The following is a 13866-nucleotide window of genomic DNA, read 5'->3' on the forward strand; positions in this document are numbered from 1 at the left end:
CGTCGCATCGCCGCCCCAGGCACTGTCAGGATGGTGCAATGCGTCAGCTGTATATCGGCGGCTCCTGGACCGCGTCGGCGTCCGACGAGCCCATCGAGGTAGTGAACCCGGCCACGGAAGAGATCATCGACCGCGTGCCGGCCGGATCCCCCGACGATGTGGAGTCGGCCGCGAGCGCCGCGCGAAAAGCGTTCCCCGCCTGGTCGGAAACCGCGCCGGCGGAGCGGGGCAAGCTCCTCGCCGACGCGGCCGAGCTGCTGCGGCGGCGCGCCGACGCGATCGCCACGACGATCGCGACCGACATGGGCTCGCCCCTGGGCTTCGCGCTCAAGGTGCAGACGCTGATGCCCGCCGGCGTCCTGGCCTCCTACGGCCAGCTCGCCGAGAGCCACCCGCGCGAGTCTCGCGTCGGCAACTCGCTGGTCGTCAAGGAGCCGGTCGGGGTGGTCGCGGCGATCACGCCGTGGAACTACCCGCTGCACCAGATCATCTGCAAGGTCGGTCCCGCGCTGGCCGCCGGATGCACGGTCGTGCTCAAGCCGAGCGAGGTCGCGCCGCTCGCGGCGTACGCGCTGGCGGAGATCTTCCACGAGGTCGGCCTGCCCCCGGGCGTGTTCAACCTGGTCAGCGGCCGCGGCCCGGTCGTGGGCGAGGCCATGGCCGCCCACCCCGAAGTGGACATGATCTCTTTCACCGGCTCCACGGCCGCCGGGCGGCGGGTGGCCTCGCTCGGCGCCGAGTCGGTCAAGCGGGTCGCGCTCGAGCTCGGCGGCAAGTCCGCCAACGTCATCCTCCCCGACGCCGACCTGGAGGCGGCCGTCAAGGTCGGCGTGGCCAACTGCTTCGTCAACGCCGGGCAGACCTGCTCGGCCTGGACCCGCATGATCGTCCACCGCGACCAGTACGACGACGCCGTCCGCCTGGCCGTCGAGGCGGCCGCGAAATACACCGTCGGCGACCCGTTCGACGAGTCCACCAGGATCGGCCCGCTGGTGTCCCAAGTGCAGCGCGACCGCGTGATCCGCTTCATCAACCGGGGCCAGGAGGAGGGCGCGCGGCTGGTGGCCGGCGGCACCGACCGCCCGCACGAGCGCGGCTACTTCGTCGAGCCCACGGTGTTCGCGGGCGTGGAGTCCGGGATGACGATCGAGCAGGAGGAGATCTTCGGCCCGGTCCTGTCGCTGATCCCGTACACGACCGAGGACAAGGCCGTCGAGATCGCCAACAACACCAGGTACGGCCTGGCGGGGGCCGTCTGGGCGGCCACCGAGGAGCGTGCGGTCGCGGTCGCCCGCCGTCTGCGAACCGGCCAGGTCGCCATCAACGGGGGCAAGTTCAACCCGCTGGCGCCCTTCGGCGGCTACAAGCAGTCGGGCGTGGGGCGCGAGCTGGGCGAATACGGCCTGGAGGAGTTCCTCGAGGTCAAGTCCCTGCAGCTGTGACGGGCGGCGGCCCCGGCGTGCCGGGGCCGCCGCTCCTCAGACGAGCAGGCCGCCGCTGGCGAGGAGGTTGTGCCCGGTCACCCACCGCCCGTCGGGACCGGCCAGGAACGCGACCACGGCGGCGATGTCGTCCGGCCGCCCCAGCCGCTGCAACGCCGTGAAGGCCGGCGTGCGCTCCAGCGCCTCCGGCGGGTTGGTGTCCCGCAGCAGGTCGGTGTCGGTGGCGCCGGACGAGACGACGTTCACGGTGATCCCGCGCCCGCCCAGCTCGCGCGCCGCCACCTTGGCGAACTGCTCGACGGCGCCCTTGCTGCCGCAGTAGAGCGACAGTCCCGGCGCGGGCACCTGAGTGTTGACCGAGGAGATGGTGATGATGCGCCCGCCGTCGCGCATCACCCGGCCCGCCCACTGCGTGGCCAGGAACACGGCTCGGGCGTTCACCGCGAACGCCCGCTCGTAGTCCTCCTCCGTGATGTCCACGAGGGGCTTCGGCGCATTCGCCGCGGCGTTGTTGACGAGGACGTCCAGTGCCGGCAGCCGCGACTCCGCCTCGGCGAACAGCCGCTCCAGGTCCTGCCTGCTCCCCAGATCGGCCTGAACCGCCAGCGCGCCCGTCTCCTTGGCGACCTGCCGGGCCGCCTCTTCCGAACGCTCGTAGCAGAAGACGACCTCCGCGCCGTCCTGCCGCAGCCGCTCCACGATGGCCCGGCCGATGCCTCTGGAGCCTCCTGTGACTAATGCACCCTTTCCGGAAAGTACGCTCATGCGGCCAACCTATGCCCTGAGCATGATCTTGCGTGCTTCGTTCTTCGGCAGGCGGTCGACGTACAGCTTGCCGTCGAGGTGCTCGGTCTCATGCTGGAGACAGCGCGCCAGCGACCCGCGGGCCTGGATCCGCACCGGCCGCCGCAGCCGGTCCACCCCCTCGACGGTCACCCCCGCCGCCCGCGCCACCGTGGCGTAGATCGGCCGGCGCGTCTCGCGGTCGGGCACCGACAGGCAGCCCTCCTCGTCGAGGATCTCCTCGGGGTCGTCGACCTTCAGCGTCGGGTTGATCACGTGGCCCTTGCGCTTGTTGATGTCGTACACGAACAGCCGCCGCAACACGCCGATCTGGGGGCCGGCCAGGCCCACGCCGTTGACCGCGTACATCGCCTGGAACATCTCTTCGATCAGGCGGCGCAACTCGCGGTCGAAGTCCGTGACCGGCTCGGCGGGCGTGCGCAGCACCGGATCGCCGACGACGCGGATCTCTCGCATGGATTCCTGCTTTCGTAAGGACTGGACAACGGGAGAGGTCCTTACTCTAGCCAGCGAGGCCCCATCGCCGGAGCTGTGGAAGACTGGGCGGGTGCGTGTCTACATCGGTGCCGACCATGCCGGCTATGAGCTCAAGAACCACCTCGTGTCCTGGCTGAAGGACCACGGGCACGAAGTGACCGACTGCGGTCCCTTCGTCTACGACGCCGAGGACGACTATCCGGCGTTCGTGCTGCGCGCCGCCGAGGGCGTCTCCGGCGATCCCGCCAGCCTCGGCGTCGTGATCGGCGGATCCGGCAACGGCGAGCAGATCGCCGCCAACAAGGTGCGCGGCATCCGCGCGGCCCTGGCCTGGAGCGAGGAGACCGCCGGCCTGGCCCGCGAGCACAACAACGCCAACGTGATCAGCGTCGGTGCGCGCATGCACTCCATCGAGGACGCCACCAGGTTCGTGGAGGTCTTCCTGACCACGTCGTTCACCGGCAGCGAGCGCCACAGCAGGCGGATCGCCCAGATGGCCACCTACGAGACGATCGGCCAGCTGCCCTCGCTGCCGTAGTCATCCCTTGCGCTTGGAGTCGCGCCTGGGCATCTCGTCGCGCAGAGGCCGCCTGTCGGCGGCCTCTTGCTGCTCCTTCGACGGTTTCGACACGTCGCGGGCACGCATGGCTATGGTCGCGGTGATCTGAAGGCTTTGCAACGCCATGCGGTGACCCTATCTCCTACGAGGTCAGAAAACCCTGCCCGCCCACGGTTTCGGGCTCCAGGACATGGCGGTGTCCAGCGCGCGCACCGCGCCCGGCACGCGCTCACGCAGCAGCCCCGCCCCGAGCTGCTGGATGAGCTGCCCGTCACCCATGTACGCCGATCCGAGCGAGCTCACCGGCAGCGTCATGTCCGGCTCGTCCTCGGTCGGCTTGCACTCGGCGCCCGTCGTGTCGGCGGTCAGCCGCCATCGGCCCGCGTTCCACGGGCACACGTCGTCCTCGACCTCGATCACCACGTTCACCGGCGCCGAGTAGGCGCGGGCGGCCAGCGCCCGGTCCACCTCGACCAGGCGTACCCACAGCTCGTCCAGCCAGCTCGCGCGCAGCTGCCGCTGGTCGGCCAGCAACGCCATCAGCGGCTCGTCCGGCGGCCGGTAGGCCCGCACCACGGTGACCAGGTCGCGGTTGAGCACGCTGTGCCACAGCAGAGCGCCGGCCGCCGGGTCGGACGACTCCAGCTCGATCAGCCGCAGCTCGCCGTTGGGCACGTCGTTCTCGTCCCAGGAGCTCTTCGTCCGGAACAACGCGTACCCGCGTACGCCCTCGTCGTCCTCGGCCAGCAGGCATCGCAGCGTGCTCATCCCGTTCCTGTCGAACTCCTCGTCCGCCAGAGTGCTGTCCCAGAACGCCTTGTTGCGCTCGTAGCGGCCCGGGCGCGCGGTCACCACCGACGCGAACAGCCGCTCGATGCCGGCTCGCACGTCGGCGGGGCTCGCCACCCTGATCCTGAGCGACGGGTCGACCGGCGCGCTCTTCACGAACGCCGAGCCGTGCTTGTCGATCCTGAACGACAGCGAGCTCGAAGCCCTGCCGTAGCCGAACCTGCCGTAGATCACCGACTCGGACGCGTACAGCGCGGCGACGGGCTCGCCGCGGTCGCGGATGTCGGCGAGCTGCCTGCGCATCATCTGCGACAGCACGCCGCGGCGGCGGTGCGAGGGCAGCACGCCCACGGCGGTCACCCCGCCGACGGGCAGCGGCCCGCCGGGGGCCGTCATCCTGAGGCTGTAGACGGAGGTGACCCCCACCATGAGGTCCCCGTCGAAGACGGCGAGCGTGCGATCGAACTCTGTCTCGGCCTTGAACCGCTCCGACTGGGTCGGATGGGTCGTCCAGCCGAACGCCTCTTCGAGGACCCCGGAGAACATCGGCCACTCGGACGCGTCAATCGGGCGGATCGGATACGTCATCAGTCCACGGTAGGAGGGAGCAAAGGGGGAGGGCCACTCATTATCCGTGCTTAATGATCAAGGCGTTGGTCAAGTGGGCTGCCCAAACACGGGTCAGACCGATACAGTCAGGCGCATCATGAGTTCCCGTCCGGCGCCGCTGATCCCGCCACGGGTCCGCGCGGTCCTGGTGCGGGTGCCATTCCTTGTGTCCATTGTCCGTTTCGTCCGCAGAGGTCCGCTGGCTCGCGACCGCAACCTGCTCATCACGCTGTCCGCGCTCGCCCTGGTCATCGGCGGGCTGGCCGCGAAGGTCTCGACCGAGTGGTTCTCGCCCTCGCTGCTCATCCTGGTCACCCTCGTCGGCGGCCTCCAGCTGCGCCTGAGCAGCCTCGTCAAGCTGCTGGTGGCGGTGGGCGCCGCGCTCGGCTACATCGCGATCACGCTCGGCGTGGCCCGGATCGGGCTGGGTCTCACCGTGACGATCGGCTTCACCGTCGTGCTCGCCGTGCTCATGTCCCGGACCCGGGGCAAACTGGGCGTGCAGGGCCTGCGCGGCGATGCCATGCTGCTGGAGCTGCGCGACCGGCTCAAGAGCCAGGGCGAGCTGCCCCCGCTGCCCAAGGACTGGGGCGGCAAGGTGGTGCTCAAGCAGGCCGGCGGGTCCTCCTTCGGCGGCGACTTCCTGGTCTCCATGCGCGACGGGGACGTCGTCGACATCGCCCTGGTCGACGTGTCCGGCAAGGGCGTCGACGCGGGCACCAGGGCGCTGCTGCTGTCGGGCACGTTCGGCGGGCTGCTCGGCGCCGTCGACGACTTCCTGCCCGCCTGCAACGCCTACCTGCACCGGCAGCGGGGCGACGAGGGGTTCGTGACCGCCGTGCACGTACGCCTCGACCTGGCCACCGGCGACTACACGATCACCTCGGCCGGGCATCCGCCGGTGGTGAAGTTCGACGCGGGCACCGGCAGCTGGCAGGTCGCCTCGGCCAAGGGCGTGGTGCTCGGCGTGGTGCCCGATCTGCACTGCGAGCCGGACAGCGGCACCCTGCGCAAAGGTGACGCGCTGCTGCTCTTCACCGACGGGCTGATCGAGCAGCCGGGACGCGACATCGACGCCGGGCTGGACCGGCTGCTCGGGGAGGCGGAGCGGCTGCTGCCCTCCGGGTTCCGCGACGGCGCCAAGGCACTGGTCAACGCCATGGCCTCGGGCCACAACGACGACTGCGCCCTGGTGCTCATCTGGCGCCCCTAGTGACGTTTCACACGCTGTGGTCGTGACGTCGCTCACTGGAAAGGGCGTCGCACGGCTGACATCCTCATGGTGTCCGGGGCTCCGGCGGTGCGGCGCGGCTCCACCGGAGCCCCGTCTCGCAGCGTTCAGAGCCAGCCGGAGTCGCTGGCGATGCGTACCGCGTCGAGCCGGTTCCGCGCCCCGGTCTTGCACATGATCCGCGACAGATGGTTGCGCACGGTGCCGACCGACAGGAAGAGCTGATCGGCGATCTCCGCCGACCGTGCCCCGCCTGCCGCGATCCGCAGCACGTCGAGCTCCCGGCTGGTCAGCGGGTTGCTCGCGCACCGGAGCGCGACCATGGCCAGCTCCGCCTCGATGGCCCGCCGCCCCGCCGCCACCTGGCGCACCCCCTCGGCCAGCCGCTCCGGCGCCACGCACAGGCTCATGAAGCCCAGCGCCGGCCCCGCCAGCGCCTTGCGCACCTGTCCGGGGTCGGGCCGGGCGGACAGGATCAGCGTCCGGCACGGCGCCACCCGCTCGGCCAGCTCGGCGACCACGGGCGGTCCCGGCAGGTCGAGATCCACGACCGCCACGTCAGGTCCGCTGGACCTGGCCGCTCGCGCCACCTCCTCCGCCCGCCCCACCTCGGCGACCACCCGCAGGTCGGGCTCGGCGCCGAGGGTGGCCAGCAGGCCGCGGCGCACCAAGGGCAGGTGCTCCGCGATCAGTATTTTGATCAAGACGTCCCCCTCCGTCGTCTCCCAGAGTGTTCGTCTGATTACGTGCTGTCAATGCCCGTCAAAGGTCCGGCAAGCCCGTGGGGGTGGGGGAGTTCGACTACCCTGGGGAGGTCGGGACCGTCCGTCTTGCCCTGGAGCGCGCGTAGATGAACTGGCTCTATCTGGTGGGGATTCTCATCTTCCTGCTCGGGTTGATGATTTCCATCGCCCTGCACGAGCTCGGCCACCTGGTGCCCGCCAAGATCTTCGGGGTCAAGGTGACGCAGTACATGGTCGGGTTCGGCTCCACCGCGTGGTCGCGGCGCAAGGGCGAGACCGAGTACGGCATCAAGTGGATCCCGTTCGGCGGCTACATCCGCATGATCGGCATGCTTCCGCCGCGTCCCGGCGACGACCCGACCAAGGTGCGGAGCACCGCGACGGGGCCGTTCCAGGGACTCATCGAGTCGGCCCGCGACGCCGCGCAGGAGGAGGTGCGGCCGGGCGACGAGGACCGCGTCTTCTACCGGAAGAAGTGGTGGCAGAAGATGATCATCATGTCGGGCGGCCCGCTGATGAACTTCGTGCTCGCCTTCGTGTTCTTCAGCATCCTGCTGGTCGGCATCGGCCTGCCGACCTGGGCCCCGATCGTGTCGCCCGAGACCAACACGTGCGTGATCCCGATCGCGGAGCAGCGCCAGACCTGCAAAGCGGGTGACAAGCCCACGCCCGCGGCGCAGGCGGGCCTGAAGCCCGGCGACCGCATGGTCTCCTTCGACGGCCAGAAGATCGGCAACTGGCAGGACGCCACCCGCCTGATCCGCTCGCACGGCGCCGGCCCGATCCAGCTCGGCATCGTCCGCGACGGCAAGCCGATGACGCTCGACGTCACGCTCATCGCCCAGGACCGCCCCAACCTCGAGGACCCCACGAAGATCGACAAGAACGTCGGCTTCCTCGGCGTGCTCCCGACCGAGGTCATGGAGCAGCAGAGCCTGGGCCAGGTGGTCGGCTACATGGGCGAGCTGACGGCCCGCGTGGCCGGCTCCCTGCTCAACCTGCCGGAGAAGATGGTCGGCGTCTGGCACGCGGCCTTCTCCGGCGAGGCGCGCGATCCGGAGGGCCCGGTCGGCGTGGTGGGCGCGGGCCGCATGGGCGGCGAGATCCTCGCCTCCGACCTGTCCAGCGAGAAGAAGATCGCCATCTTCGTCAACCTGCTGGCCGGTTTCAACCTGGCGATCGGCATGTTCAACCTCATCCCGTTGCTCCCGCTGGACGGCGGCCACATCGCCGGCGGCTTGTGGGAGGGCATCAAGCGGGCGTACGCGAAGATCATGCGCCGGCCGGAGCCGAAGTACGTGGACATCGCGAAGGTGCTGCCGCTGACGTACGTGATCGCGATCGTCATGATGATCATGGCCGGCCTCCTGGTCTACGCCGACCTCGTCAACCCCCTCACACTGACGGGCTGACCGCGTCCATGGACGCCCTGGACCGGCTGCGCGCCCTGTGCCTGGCCCTGCCGGAGACGACGGAACGCCTCAGCCACGGCGAGCCGACGTGGTTCGTCAGGGACAAGAAGACGTTCGTGATGTTCGCCGACCATCACCACGACGACCGGCTGGCGTTCTGGTGCGCCGCACCTCCAGGGGCGCAGGAGGAGCTGGTGTCCGAGGACCCCGAGCGCTTCTTCCGCCCGCCGTACGTGGGGCACAGAGGCTGGCTGGGGGTCTATCTGGACGTGGAGGTGGACTGGCCGGAGGTGGCCGAGATCGTCGCCGACGCCTACCGCCAGATCGCGCCGAAGTCGCTCATCGCCCGCATGCCCTGACGCGCGGTCTCGTCACCGGCCGGGCCGCTTCCTGCGACCCTGCAGCCAGCCGCGGACACCGAACAGAGCGGCCGTGCCGGCCGCGCTGATCCCGAGACATGCCCAGAGGGGGAGTGGGGTCAAGTAGGCGAGCACGCCGAACAGGATCGGAGCGAAGAGCAGGCCGTCCAGCACCGGGTGCCGGGAGGACCAGCGCATCACGCGCTCCGGCGCAAACCAGCTCAGGGATGCGAATCCACCGTAGAGGAGAGCGGCGAAGACACCCATCGCCACACCCCGCTTCTCGGCCATCTGAAGCGTGATCACCACGGCCACAGCGGGCAGGACGACGCGCGGTAACCACCGCCAGATCCGGCCGGCCGACGCCGGCCGGGTGGTATTTCCGAGATCGGTCACGGACTCAGAGAACCGCAGCTCGTGCCGGCGGGTCAACTGATCCGGAGGCGCGGACACCCGCCCCCATCGTGAAGCAGGCCTCTGCGTGGTGAAGGCGGTCGGGGCGATAGTGCGGGGTTCGACTTCAAAGCGCGCTCTTACATCCGCCATGGGACTGCGGGCGAATCCACCACGGGACCGTGGGCACGGGGGCTCCGGTCTCGGGGGCAGCTCGCGAGGGAAGGGAAAGTCGTCATGAGAAAAGTGCTCGTCGCGATCCTGGCGGGCGGGGCGTTGGTCGCCACCGGCACACCCGCGCTCGCCCAGACGACCGCCAAGCCCACGCTGGGGCCGTACGGCTACGGCGTGATCAAGCTTGGGACGAGCCTGAAAAAGGCCAGGGGCACCGGGAAGATCGTGCGCAAGGGGGTCGGAGGAACCGGCCCGTGCTCCGGCTGGGATCTGAAGCAGCACCCCACCGGAAGGGACCGCGTGGGCCTGTACATCTCCAAGAAGCGCGGCGTGGCCGTCATCTTCGCGCAGAAGGGGATCAAGACGCCTGAGGGCGTCGGTCTCGGCTCCACGATGAAGCAGGTCAAGAGGGCCTACCCGCGCCTGAAGACCTCCGCGAGCGGGTTCCCGTACGTCTCCGTCCCGCGCAACCCCAACGCCTACTACGCATTCATCACCTCGAAAGGCAAGGTCAGGCAGTTGGCCCTGGCGCTCGACACGCAGGACTGCGTCAACTGATGAGCCGATCCTGAGGGCCGGGATCGCACAGGCCGGCCCGGCTGGACCAGAGCAGCCATGGTCACGCAGAAGGCCGTTCCCCGATCTCGGAGAGCGGCCTTCTTGCGCCTGCTCAAGCCCCCGGCTAAGCGCTGACAGAAAGAGGGGTTCCTCAGCGGAGAGGGTTCGAGGTGGCCGGAACTTCCGCATCAGGTTCGGCTGCTTGTCGGGGTTGGGTGCATGGACGGACGGACTCAGGCATGCAGGGTGGGCCGGTAGATGAGCTCTTGGGTGTGGCCGTCGAGTGTCCGGCTCTCGATCAACTCGAGGTCGAAGTCGGCCGCACCCTGGAAGATCGGGTCCACTCCGGTCTGACCGGTGATCACAGGGAAGAGCGTCACCTGGACGCGGTCGACCAGGCCGGCGGCCATCAGCGCCCGGTTCATCGACAGGCTGCCGTGCGAGCGCAACGGCACCTCGGACTCCTCCTTGAGCCGGGCGACGACGTCGACGGCGTCACCGCTCGCGAGGGTCGCGTCCGGCCAGTTGAGGGGTCCTTCGAGTGTCGTCGACACCACCGTTGTCGGCAGGTTCCTCATCCGGGTGTTCACTGGGTCACTCACCTTGGACTCCTCGGTGCTCGGGCCCAGCACCTGCACGAATTGCCGAAAGGTGTTGGCCCCGAGGACCATCCGCTGCTCCTCGCTGTACAAGGCGAGGCGGCGGTCGAGAAACTCGGGACCTTGCTTGCCCCAGTAGCCGCCCCAGTCGCCGCTGCTGTTGTAGGAGCCGTAACCGTCGAGGCTGCAAAAGACGTCGAAGGTGTAGGTAGCGGTCATGATGCTCTCCTCGAGTACGGTCGATCGGGTGTGTCGATACAGACGGGAAACCACGGCGAAACTCATCGCCGTTGGACTCCTGGAGGCCGGTCGCCCCGGATGCGGCCCCAGGACCTGGCCACGGCCAAGACGGTGGAAGATCAGTGTGGTCAGCAACACGGCGGGCGCGAGGAAGAGCGTGGCACACCGATCCACAGGTCTTCACTATTCCTCGCCGGAATTCATCGCGGCGGGGTCCCCGGCTGAGCCGGCACGGACCACGTCGGGGCTGACAAGTTCACTGGCTCTGACCCACTGAGAGATATTCGTCCATTGAGCGAGGAACAGTCGAGGGCAGTGGCCGGTAATTATGCGGACATTTAGTGGGTGTTTGATCCTGTGAGTTCTGTCTCGGAGTCGCGCCTGATCGGGCCCAAGGGTTTGGCCGCCTCGCGCGGCCGCGCGTGGGTTGAAGCGCACGGCGACTGTTGATCTTGCTGTCATGTCGTCGGAGCGGGGGCCATAGAGCGCTGGGCATTGACCAACGCTCCATGTCCCAGCCTGTTCGGCGTAACGGCCCCAGCCCCGGCAAGCATGCTTCCCGATCAAATCGAACACAGGTTTGATTCGGTGGAGTCGCTGACGACCGGCCGTAGAGCGTCCCTGGATGTCCGTCAACGTCCGTGAGTGTCCGGACGGGGTCAACGTCCGCCGTGCGTTCCGCAGCGTCATCAAGGACGCGGACGGAATGGATCCGGAGGACTGGACGCCCCGACAGTTGCGGCATGGCTTCGTGTCCCTGCTCTCCGGCTACGGGCTGCCGCTCGAAGAGATCTTCCGCCTGGTCGGCCACAGCAGCACGGTGACGACCGAAGCCGTTTACCGGAAGCAGATCCGTCCCGTAGTCCAGTCCGGGGCCGTGGCGATGGATCGCCTCTTCGGACCGGCTTAGGGACCATAGCCAAGCCGTTAGACAAGCAGAAGGCCCCTTCCATACCGGAAGGGGCCTGAGCTGGTCGGGGCGACAGGATTTGAACCTGCGACTTCTTGCTCCCAAAGCAAGCGCGCTGCCAAGCTGCGCCACGCCCCGTCTCGCCGAGTGCGCATACGCTCCGGGACTCCGGTACGCTTACGCCCTGACGACCGGATGAAGTCTAGACCAGAGTTCGACCGGTTCGCGCGGACGTAGCTCAATGGTAGAGCCCTAGTCTTCCAAACTAGCTACGCGGGTTCGATTCCCGTCGTCCGCTCTGTACGGCGAAAGGCCAGGTCATCCCGGTTAGGGGACCTGGCCTTTCGTGATCTTCACGGCTTGTTCGCGGTCTGCAATCCGTTCCTGAGAAGGTCTTCGGAATCCCCACCCGGCGCGAAGGCGATCCCCATCGGGTGGCCGTCCTCCTCCCGGGAGCGGGCTGTCTGCCGGCCCGTCCGCTCCTCCACTCCGCACGGGCGGTGCCGGCGCATCATGGCTGGACCGGCGACCCGGTCGGCTCGGGCCAGGTGCTCAAGGACGCGACTGCGGCCATGTCGCGCTTCGTCCAGGATCTCTGACGGCGCAGGGACCCGCCACAGGCCTTTCAAAAAGATCGACACGGTGCCGACGTGCCGATCAGAGTGGGGGCATGGAACCCATTCCGCCGGACCGCGGCCCCGGGCGTGTCATCATCCTGAACGGGGCGTCGAGCTCGGGGAAGTCCACCCTGGCCAAGGCGTTGCAGCAGACGCTCGACGAGCCGTTCCTGCACGTGTCCTCGGACCATTTCGTGACGAGCGGAATGCTGCCCGAGCGGAGCGAGGAGCAAGGGCCCTTCGCGTGGTGGCGGGAGATGCGACCGCGGTTCTTCGACGGGTTTCATCGGTGCCTGCCCGCGCTGGCCACCGCGGGCAACGATCTGATCGTGGAGCACATCATCGAGTTCCCGGCCTGGCGGGCCTCCCTCGCTCGCCTGCTCGGCGGCTTCGACGTGTTCCTCGTCGGCGTGCACTGCGATCTCGCGGAGATCGATCGGAGGGAGCGGGAGCGCGGGGATCGGCGGATCGGCGAGGGGCGCTGTCACGTGGAGGTCGACGGGATCCACACGTTCGGGCCGTATGACCATGAGGTGGACACCAGCGCCGGGGTTTCGGCGGCGGTCGTCGAGTCCGTGCTGTCCGCGTGGCGATCGCGAGGGGCGTGGCGGGTACTGACGGCGGGCGTCCCGGGCGGGTCGTAGGAGCGCACCCCGTAGGCTCGAGGGGATGCGAGCGCGACCGATCTCCCGTGACGGACTCGTCGAGGAACTGGCCGAGCTGATCGCCGGCAGACCGCGGGACGCATGGACGCGGGTGGCCGTGGACGGGGCGCCCGCCGCGCGGCCCGGGGCGCTCGCCGACGCGCTCGTCGCGCCGCTGCGGCTGCGCGGCAGGCCCGTGCTGCGGGTGTCGGCGGATGACTTCCTGCGGCCCGCTTCGCTGCGCCTGGAGCACGGCAGGACCGACCCCGACGTCTTCTACGAGGACTGGCTCGACGTGAAGGCCCTGCGCAGGGAGGTGCTCGAACCGCTGGACGCGGGCGGGTCCGGGCGGGTGCTGCCGGCGTTGTGGGACAGCCGGGTCGATCGGGCGTACCGGGTGCCGTACGAGGAACTGCCCCGGGGCGGGGTGGTGCTCGTCGACGGGACGCTGCTGCTGGGGCGGGGGCTGGCGGTCGAGGTCAGCGTGCACCTTTGGCTGTCGGCGGGGGCCCTCGATCGTGGTACGCCCGAGGGCGAGCGGTGGCGGCTGCCCGCGTACGCGCGGTACGAGCGGGAGGTCCGCCCCCAGGAGACGGCGGACGTGGTGGTGAGGGCCGATCATCCGGGCCGGCTCGCCGTGCTGGACATCGGCGATCGGCCAGAGAGTTGATCTTGACTCTGGCCGCCATGGATTGTCACGTTGAGACGCTCTGGAACGGGCCGTCGACGGGCGGCAGACTGGGGCGATGATCCCCGGCAACTGGTACAACGTCGTTCCTGACCTGCCCGCGCCGCCTCCACCACCGCTGTACTCCGGCACCCGGCAGCCCATAGGGCCGGACGACCTGGCCCCGCTCTTCCCCATGGAGTTGATCGCCCAGGAGGTCAGCGGCGAGCGGTTCGTCCAGCTGCGCTACCACGGCATGTCGCCGCTCCTGTCGCACATGTACGACCTGGGCCTGTTCGAAGCCGTCAGCCGCTCCCAGAAATAGTGCTTCGAGGCCGGCGTCCGCTTCGCCAGGACGGAGGGCATCGTGCCCGCCCCCGAGCCCACGCACGCGTCGGCCGAGACCATCGCCGAGGCGCTGCAAGGGAGAGCAAGCCCTCGCCGAGCTGCCGGGGTGAAAGAGGCCGCCCGAAGCGGGCGGCCTCCTTTCAGCGTGCCGTGGGGCGTTTGCCGTGGTTCGCCTTCTTCTTCTTGCGTGCCTTGCCCTTGCGTGCGCGTCTGGCCATAAGCTCGCCTCCGGTCATCGGGTGCTACGGCATGATCCCTCACAGTCTCTCTCCCCTGCCGACCAGGCAAGTC

The 13866-nt window shown here is 69.1% G+C and carries 18 protein-coding genes and 2 tRNA genes; 11 read left to right on the forward strand and 9 right to left on the reverse strand.

Annotation, left to right across the window (positions count from 1 at the left end; translation table 11 throughout):
- Positions 1-38 precede the first annotated feature (38 nt).
- Positions 39-1442 carry an aldehyde dehydrogenase family protein gene (locus tag ACIBX3_RS25330; RefSeq protein WP_397120964.1) on the forward strand — a complete coding sequence of 468 codons (1404 nt, stop codon included), beginning with the start codon at positions 39-41 and terminating at the stop codon, positions 1440-1442.
- A 36-nt stretch (positions 1443-1478) separates the two neighbouring features.
- Here the strand turns inward: ACIBX3_RS25330 and ACIBX3_RS25335 are convergent, their stop codons facing one another.
- Both ACIBX3_RS25335 and def read right to left on the reverse strand, forming a co-directional pair.
- Positions 1479-2207 (reverse strand): SDR family NAD(P)-dependent oxidoreductase, encoded by a 729-nt coding sequence (locus ACIBX3_RS25335; RefSeq protein WP_397120966.1) that lies wholly within the window; start codon positions 2205-2207, stop codon positions 1479-1481.
- Positions 2208-2216: 9 nt separating this feature from the next.
- Positions 2217-2702, reverse strand: coding sequence for a peptide deformylase (def, locus tag ACIBX3_RS25340; protein ID WP_397120968.1), 486 nt, complete (start codon positions 2700-2702; stop codon positions 2217-2219).
- 91 nt (positions 2703-2793) lie between these two features.
- Here def and ACIBX3_RS25345 point away from each other — a divergent pair, with 91 nt between their 5' ends.
- Positions 2794-3261, forward strand: a complete 468-nt coding sequence (locus tag ACIBX3_RS25345; RefSeq protein WP_397120970.1) for a ribose-5-phosphate isomerase — start codon at positions 2794-2796, stop codon at positions 3259-3261.
- Here the strand turns inward: ACIBX3_RS25345 and ACIBX3_RS25350 are convergent, their stop codons facing one another.
- Together ACIBX3_RS25350 and ACIBX3_RS25355 are read right to left on the reverse strand one after the other, a co-directional pair.
- Positions 3262-3408 carry a hypothetical protein gene (locus ACIBX3_RS25350; RefSeq protein WP_397120972.1) on the reverse strand — a complete coding sequence of 49 codons (147 nt, stop codon included), beginning with the start codon at positions 3406-3408 and terminating at the stop codon, positions 3262-3264.
- Positions 3409-3432: 24 nt separating this feature from the next.
- Entirely contained in the window at positions 3433-4659 is a 1227-nt protein-coding gene (locus tag ACIBX3_RS25355) for a GNAT family N-acetyltransferase (RefSeq protein WP_397120974.1), read from the reverse strand.
- Between the two features lie 118 nt (positions 4660-4777).
- Here ACIBX3_RS25355 and ACIBX3_RS25360 point away from each other — a divergent pair, with 118 nt between their 5' ends.
- On the forward strand, positions 4778-5893 hold the full coding sequence (locus tag ACIBX3_RS25360) for a PP2C family protein-serine/threonine phosphatase (RefSeq protein ID WP_397120976.1): 1116 nt from the start codon (positions 4778-4780) through the stop codon (positions 5891-5893).
- 125 nt (positions 5894-6018) lie between these two features.
- Here the strand turns inward: ACIBX3_RS25360 and ACIBX3_RS25365 are convergent, their stop codons facing one another.
- A complete protein-coding gene (locus ACIBX3_RS25365) occupies positions 6019-6615 on the reverse strand; it encodes a LuxR C-terminal-related transcriptional regulator (RefSeq protein ID WP_397120978.1) in 597 nt (198 codons plus the stop codon).
- 146 nt (positions 6616-6761) lie between these two features.
- Here ACIBX3_RS25365 and ACIBX3_RS25370 point away from each other — a divergent pair, with 146 nt between their 5' ends.
- Entirely contained in the window at positions 6762-8066 is a 1305-nt protein-coding gene (locus tag ACIBX3_RS25370; protein ID WP_397120980.1) for a M50 family metallopeptidase, read from the forward strand.
- Between the two features lie 8 nt (positions 8067-8074).
- Complete coding sequence (locus ACIBX3_RS25375; protein WP_397120982.1) at positions 8075-8425, forward strand: MmcQ/YjbR family DNA-binding protein; 351 nt, start codon at positions 8075-8077, stop codon at positions 8423-8425.
- A 12-nt stretch (positions 8426-8437) separates the two neighbouring features.
- Here ACIBX3_RS25375 and ACIBX3_RS25380 read toward each other — a convergent pair whose 3' ends face one another.
- A complete protein-coding gene (locus tag ACIBX3_RS25380) occupies positions 8438-8821 on the reverse strand; it encodes a hypothetical protein (RefSeq protein WP_397120984.1) in 384 nt (127 codons plus the stop codon).
- Between the two features lie 234 nt (positions 8822-9055).
- On the opposite strand from ACIBX3_RS25380, the gene ACIBX3_RS25385 reads away from it, so the two are divergent.
- Positions 9056-9550, forward strand: coding sequence for a hypothetical protein (locus ACIBX3_RS25385; RefSeq protein WP_397120986.1), 495 nt, complete (start codon positions 9056-9058; stop codon positions 9548-9550).
- A gap of 233 nt (positions 9551-9783) precedes the next feature.
- Here ACIBX3_RS25385 and ACIBX3_RS25390 read toward each other — a convergent pair whose 3' ends face one another.
- The gene (locus tag ACIBX3_RS25390) at positions 9784-10368 is read right to left on the reverse strand and encodes a dihydrofolate reductase family protein (protein ID WP_397120988.1); all 585 of its coding nucleotides are present in this window, start codon (positions 10366-10368) and stop codon (positions 9784-9786) included.
- 646 nt (positions 10369-11014) lie between these two features.
- On the opposite strand from ACIBX3_RS25390, the gene ACIBX3_RS25395 reads away from it, so the two are divergent.
- Complete coding sequence (locus ACIBX3_RS25395; RefSeq protein WP_397120990.1) at positions 11015-11299, forward strand: hypothetical protein; 285 nt, start codon at positions 11015-11017, stop codon at positions 11297-11299.
- Between the two features lie 61 nt (positions 11300-11360).
- Here ACIBX3_RS25395 and ACIBX3_RS25400 read toward each other — a convergent pair.
- Positions 11361-11437: transfer RNA gene (locus ACIBX3_RS25400), tRNA-Pro, on the reverse strand.
- An 89-nt stretch (positions 11438-11526) separates the two neighbouring features.
- On the opposite strand from ACIBX3_RS25400, the gene ACIBX3_RS25405 reads away from it, so the two are divergent.
- From ACIBX3_RS25405 to ACIBX3_RS25420, 4 genes are all read left to right on the forward strand, one after another.
- Positions 11527-11597, forward strand: a tRNA-Gly gene (locus ACIBX3_RS25405).
- A 372-nt stretch (positions 11598-11969) separates the two neighbouring features.
- Positions 11970-12560, forward strand: coding sequence for a chloramphenicol phosphotransferase CPT family protein (locus tag ACIBX3_RS25410; protein ID WP_397120992.1), 591 nt, complete (start codon positions 11970-11972; stop codon positions 12558-12560).
- Positions 12561-12585: 25 nt separating this feature from the next.
- Positions 12586-13230, forward strand: coding sequence for a uridine kinase (locus ACIBX3_RS25415; protein WP_397120994.1), 645 nt, complete (start codon positions 12586-12588; stop codon positions 13228-13230).
- Positions 13231-13306: 76 nt separating this feature from the next.
- Positions 13307-13552 carry a hypothetical protein gene (locus ACIBX3_RS25420; RefSeq protein WP_397120996.1) on the forward strand — a complete coding sequence of 82 codons (246 nt, stop codon included), beginning with the start codon at positions 13307-13309 and terminating at the stop codon, positions 13550-13552.
- Between the two features lie 163 nt (positions 13553-13715).
- Here ACIBX3_RS25420 and ACIBX3_RS25425 read toward each other — a convergent pair whose 3' ends face one another.
- Positions 13716-13793: a 50S ribosomal protein bL37 gene (locus ACIBX3_RS25425; protein ID WP_371252575.1), complete on the reverse strand. Its 78-nt coding sequence runs from the start codon at positions 13791-13793 to the stop codon at positions 13716-13718.
- Between the last annotated feature and the right edge of the window lie 73 nt (positions 13794-13866).

It is taken from the genome of Nonomuraea sp. NPDC049480 (genome assembly GCF_044465905.1).
In the GTDB taxonomy this organism is placed as follows: Bacteria; Actinomycetota; Actinomycetes; order Streptosporangiales; family Streptosporangiaceae; genus Nonomuraea.

Coding starts and splice junctions, on each gene's coding strand:
- ACIBX3_RS25370 (WP_397120980.1), top strand. CDS start 6,762: ATGAACTGGCTCTATCTGGTGGGGATTCTCATCTTCCTGCTCGGGTTG.
- ACIBX3_RS25360 (WP_397120976.1), top strand. CDS start 4,778: ATGAGTTCCCGTCCGGCGCCGCTGATCCCGCCACGGGTCCGCGCGGTC.
- ACIBX3_RS25385 (WP_397120986.1), top strand. CDS start 9,056: ATGAGAAAAGTGCTCGTCGCGATCCTGGCGGGCGGGGCGTTGGTCGCC.
- ACIBX3_RS25355 (WP_397120974.1), bottom strand. CDS start 4,659: ATGACGTATCCGATCCGCCCGATTGACGCGTCCGAGTGGCCGATGTTC.
- ACIBX3_RS25390 (WP_397120988.1), bottom strand. CDS start 10,368: ATGACCGCTACCTACACCTTCGACGTCTTTTGCAGCCTCGACGGTTAC.
- ACIBX3_RS25415 (WP_397120994.1), top strand. CDS start 12,586: ATGCGAGCGCGACCGATCTCCCGTGACGGACTCGTCGAGGAACTGGCC.
- ACIBX3_RS25420 (WP_397120996.1), top strand. CDS start 13,307: ATGATCCCCGGCAACTGGTACAACGTCGTTCCTGACCTGCCCGCGCCG.
- ACIBX3_RS25425 (WP_371252575.1), bottom strand. CDS start 13,793: ATGGCCAGACGCGCACGCAAGGGCAAGGCACGCAAGAAGAAGAAGGCG.
- ACIBX3_RS25375 (WP_397120982.1), top strand. CDS start 8,075: ATGGACGCCCTGGACCGGCTGCGCGCCCTGTGCCTGGCCCTGCCGGAG.
- ACIBX3_RS25395 (WP_397120990.1), top strand. CDS start 11,015: ATGTCCGTCAACGTCCGTGAGTGTCCGGACGGGGTCAACGTCCGCCGT.
- ACIBX3_RS25410 (WP_397120992.1), top strand. CDS start 11,970: ATGGAACCCATTCCGCCGGACCGCGGCCCCGGGCGTGTCATCATCCTG.
- ACIBX3_RS25330 (WP_397120964.1), top strand. CDS start 39: ATGCGTCAGCTGTATATCGGCGGCTCCTGGACCGCGTCGGCGTCCGAC.
- ACIBX3_RS25335 (WP_397120966.1), bottom strand. CDS start 2,207: ATGAGCGTACTTTCCGGAAAGGGTGCATTAGTCACAGGAGGCTCCAGA.
- ACIBX3_RS25350 (WP_397120972.1), bottom strand. CDS start 3,408: ATGGCGTTGCAAAGCCTTCAGATCACCGCGACCATAGCCATGCGTGCC.
- def (WP_397120968.1), bottom strand. CDS start 2,702: ATGCGAGAGATCCGCGTCGTCGGCGATCCGGTGCTGCGCACGCCCGCC.